Genomic DNA, 4,092 nt, shown 5'->3' on the forward strand with positions numbered 1-4,092 from the left:
CAAACGACGCCAGCTTTGCCTCGAGCTCGGCCACTTCGGGGCCTAGTATATATTGGCCATGGCTCATGACGCGCTGGATGGCAGCATCCAGCGAGTCTTTGATACGCGCCTGTTGTTTTTTCAGGTCGATGAACTCGATCATTTCGAAACTTCCATTTTGTGCAGAATGCTTCCTTCCAGCGTGTAGCGAGCACCGCTGTGTTCGCACAATACCACTCCGCTACCCGACACCGGCAAGTCCAGCTGCTCACCGAATTCGCTCATCCAGCCGATCTGCCGGGCGGGCACCCCCACCATGAGGGCATAATCCGGTACGTCACGATTTATCACCGCACCGGCCCCAATGAATGCGAATTCACCGATCGTGACCCCACAGACAATCGTGCAGTTCGCCCCAAGGGTCGCGCCCTTCTTCACCCGGGTATCCCGGTACTGGTCCTTGCGTTCGATGAGCGAACGCGGGTTGTAGACATTGGTGAAAACCATGCTTGGACCACAGAATACGCCTTCCTCAAGCGTGACGTTGTCATACACAGACACGTTGTTCTGAACCTTGCAACGGTCGCCGATCACGACCTTGTTGCCGACAAAGACGTTTTGCCCGAGAGAGACCCCCGAGCCGATCCGGGCACCGCCGCAGACATGCACGAAATGCCACACGCGCGAGTCTTTGCCGATCTGCGCGCCTTCATCGACGATTGCACTGGGATGCTGATAATGATTCATTGCTTGAGACTCACGCTGGATTGAGTTTGGTCGAACAGCCGTTTCAGCTGTTCACCTGCAAAATGCCCGTAGCGACGCGCGCCGATTTCATTCAGATGGTGAGTGTCTTGGTAGATAAGCTCGCCATGCTCGTAGGGCGCATCAGCAAAAAAGCCCGACCGGGAGAAATCCACATACTGCACGCCTGGCCTCCCCGCAGCGAGCCTTTCCACCTGCGTGTTGGCGACCCGCCACTCCTCATTGAAGGCCAGACCGGCCGGCAGCCCAAGCTCCCGAAACCTGCGTACCCTTTGTACATCGGAGCGAAACATCGGCACCTGCCCCATAATTACGACCTGCTTGTGCGCTGATGCAGCATCATCCAGAAACCTCTGCAGCGCTTTGACAAATGCAGGATTCGGCATCTGGTATTGCCACATTCCGGCGACGATTACCTTGTCCATTGTCGCCAGCGCCTGTTTCACTGCGATGATCTGCTCACGGCAAGCGAGCTGCGCGTACTCAGGAAGTCGCTCTACATCGAAACCCGGGATTGGCACACAGCTGCTGGCAGTAAGCACGCGGTAAGCAATGCCCTGCTCGCTGCCCGCCTGATCAAAGAAGTAGTTGAGTTGGGCAGCGTGGCTGTCACCAATTACCAGAACTGAGGGAGCGACGCTGGCCAGGCCGCGCTTGCATTCACCCACTTGCTGCCCGTGGCAAATCAGCTCAGGGGCTGCATATCGAGCCTGTTCGATCGGTACCGGGCCAACCATCACCGAGTTGAGCCGGGCACTCAGCAAGGCAATCGCCGTGATGCCGAGTACTGCAAGTGCAGCCGTCGGCGCTAGGCGACGAAAGCCGGACAACACACGCACCGGCTCCTCGACAAATCGACAGGAAATCCACGCCAGCGCAAACGACGCTACCAGCGCGACCGACAACCACTGCATGCCGAGTTCATTCTGGCCTGTGTAGTAGCGAAGAAACGCCAGGACCGGCCAATGCCACAGGTACAGGGAGTAGGAAATGCCACCGATCCACACCATCCCTGGTGTGGACAAAAGCGTGTTGACCGCACTGCGTCGCGCTGCGATCAGCAGCGCCGTTCCGGTGCATGGCGCCAGCGCCCATAACCCAGGGAACTGGGTTTTATCTACCAGAACGAAGCTGGCGGCAAGCAAGCCCAAGCCCAGCACGCCTAACAGTGACGACACAGCTGTGGTTAACTCACGGTCTCGCATACCGAGCGCTACCACACCCCCGATCAGAAATTCAGGTGCACGGGCAAGTAGCGAAAAATACTCCCGGCCCTGCCCCATCAGCACGCTCCGACTGCTCCACACGAGCAGAAGGACCGACAGCACCGCGAGCCCAGGCAAGCGCCAGGAACGGGGCAGACAAAGCAGAACAAATGGGAAGATCAAATAGAATTGCATCTCTATCGCGAGCGACCAGGTATGCAATAGCGGTAGCTCTTCTGCACGAGGAGCGAAATAGCTGCCAAAGTCGGCGAAATACAGGTTGCTAGCAAAGACAGCTGCCGACTTCGAACTCTGATGGAAAAACGTGAAGTCTGCAGGTAGCAGAAGGACTGACGACACAACGCTGACCACAGCCAGCATGACTGCATAGGCGGGAACGATGCGCTTGAAACGGTTCAGGTAAAAGTCAGCCAAGCGAATCTTTTGCCCCGGCTCCGTCAATAGCGCAGTGATGATAAAACCCGAAATAACAAAAAATACATCGACCCCAACGAACCCCGCTGGAAGCCATGCGCTGTCCATGTGGTAGGCAAGAACTGCCAGAACCGCTACCGCACGCAAACCCTGAACGTCCAGGCGCATGTGTTTGCGCGCCCGTACCGAGCTCCATTCCTGCGGCGATGTTTCATTGTTATTGGACAAGCTGGCCAAGACCTTGCAAAGGGTAGCGCAAGAAAAAAGGCGGCCCGGCGGCCGCCCGGTATCATGCCTGTTTCAGCGGGAGAGACTCAGCACGAAAGGATGTGCCTCGTTGTCCTTCGCCTGAGCGATAGCTGAACTACGAATCACGTTCACAGTCTCCACGCAATGGCGAGCGTCCTCGATGCCGTAACCACGGCCGGCCAGGATTTCCTCATAGCTGGTTGTATGCAGGTCCGTGAAACCTTCGGAAAACTCCATCTCCTCGCCATCTACGGTGATGGAGCGATAGGTAGGCTTCTTACCTTTGACGGACTCAGGCAGGTCATCGGCATCCACCGAAAGGAACCAGCGCACGCGTGCCTTCTCGTATTCGAGGTAGCCGGCGGCCTTGTGCTCCGATGAATAATGTACGACGTTGCGCTGCAGCTTGCCGAATATGAAGTGCAGCATGTCGTAGAAGTGGACGCCAATATTGGTGGCGACGCCAAACGACTTGCGAGGGTCCCCTTTCCAGCTTTTTAGGTACCACTTGCCGCGCGAAGTGATATAGGTCAGATCTACTTCGTACTTGTGCTCACGATGCGCTGCCGCAACTTTTTCCTTCAGCTTGATGATCGCCTGGTGATGACGCAGCTGCAGGATATTGTAGAGGCGCTTGCCGGTCTCTTTTTCGATGAGAGAAAGCTGATCGAGCATTTCTGGTGTTGGTACCAACGGCTTTTCGCAGATCACATCGCAACCCAAGCGCAGCCCCGCGGCGATGTGCGGGTAATGCAAGTAGTTTGGAGAGCAGATGGCGACATAATCCAGCGCGGTCGCAGCATCTCGCTTCAGACCATTAGCATGCTCGAGGAAAAATTCAAACTCGGTGAAAAACTCGCTCTGCGGCGAGATGCTGTCGATGATACCGACCGAATCATTGATGTCGTAAGCGGATACCAGGCGGTTGCCGGTGTCCTTGATAGCCCGCATGTGTCGCGGAGCAATGTAGCCGGCAGCGCCGATCAGTGCAAAATTCTTCATGAACCGTCCTTACCAAACAGTTGAACCCGCCCGGTACCGAGCCCCAGGCGGATAGGCAAAACTACCTGCGGCTCACGCCTTTATGATGTGGGCTGCGGGAGCACGGTATTTGCCACGGCTGTCCACGATCAACTTGGCCTTGGCCTCGATCAACGCGTAATCGAACTTGTCGTGGTCGGTCGCCAATACCACCGCATCGAAGGAAGCCAGGTTTTCTGGAGTCAAGGGCTCGCTGCGAAGGTCAAAGTGATGTTCGCGCATCTTCGGGAAGACCGGCACATGGGGGTCGCTGTAGGCAACCACGCCACCTTTAGCCTCGATCAGTTCCATGATTTCTACCGAGGGCGACTCGCGCATGTCATCGACATTTTTCTTGTAGGCAATGCCCAGGACGAGAATTCGGCTACCTTTCAGCGCCCTGCCAGCCTCGTTCAGCCCATCCATCAGTTTGCCGAGG

General features: G+C 56.5%; 3 protein-coding genes and 2 pseudogenes. All 5 read right to left on the reverse strand.

What is annotated here, in order from left to right:
- Window positions 1-142: pseudogene (locus tag HP546_RS27000) on the reverse strand (aminotransferase DegT); the annotation flags it as partial.
- Window positions 139-726 carry a UDP-2-acetamido-3-amino-2,3-dideoxy-D-glucuronate N-acetyltransferase gene (gene wbpD, locus HP546_RS27005; protein WP_172231923.1) on the reverse strand — a complete coding sequence of 196 codons (588 nt, stop codon included), beginning with the start codon at window positions 724-726 and terminating at the stop codon, window positions 139-141. The gene wbpD and the pseudogene HP546_RS27000, both read right to left, overlap by 4 nt.
- The gene (locus HP546_RS27010; RefSeq protein ID WP_172231929.1) at window positions 723-2,552 is read right to left on the reverse strand and encodes an acyltransferase family protein; all 1,830 of its coding nucleotides are present in this window, start codon (window positions 2,550-2,552) and stop codon (window positions 723-725) included. The genes wbpD and HP546_RS27010 overlap by 4 nt, the downstream gene beginning before the upstream one ends.
- Before the next feature lie 132 nt (window positions 2,553-2,684).
- Window positions 2,685-3,635, reverse strand: coding sequence for a UDP-N-acetyl-2-amino-2-deoxy-D-glucuronate oxidase (gene wbpB / locus HP546_RS27015; RefSeq protein ID WP_172231926.1), 951 nt, complete (start codon window positions 3,633-3,635; stop codon window positions 2,685-2,687).
- Window positions 3,636-3,707: 72 nt separating this feature from the next.
- A pseudogene (gene wbpA / locus HP546_RS27020) lies at window positions 3,708-4,092 on the reverse strand (UDP-N-acetyl-D-glucosamine 6-dehydrogenase); the annotation flags it as partial.

This window comes from Pseudomonas sp. CM25 (genome assembly GCF_013179705.1).
In the GTDB taxonomy this organism is placed as follows: Bacteria; Pseudomonadota; Gammaproteobacteria; order Pseudomonadales; family Pseudomonadaceae; genus Aquipseudomonas.

Bases quoted from the DNA above. Each gene is read 5' to 3' on its own strand.
- wbpD (WP_172231923.1), bottom strand. From the start codon at position 726: ATGAATCATTATCAGCATCCCAGTGCAATCGTCGATGAAGGCGCGCAG.
- HP546_RS27010 (WP_172231929.1), bottom strand. From the start codon at position 2,552: ATGCGCCTGGACGTTCAGGGTTTGCGTGCGGTAGCGGTTCTGGCAGTT.
- wbpB (WP_172231926.1), bottom strand. From the start codon at position 3,635: ATGAAGAATTTTGCACTGATCGGCGCTGCCGGCTACATTGCTCCGCGA.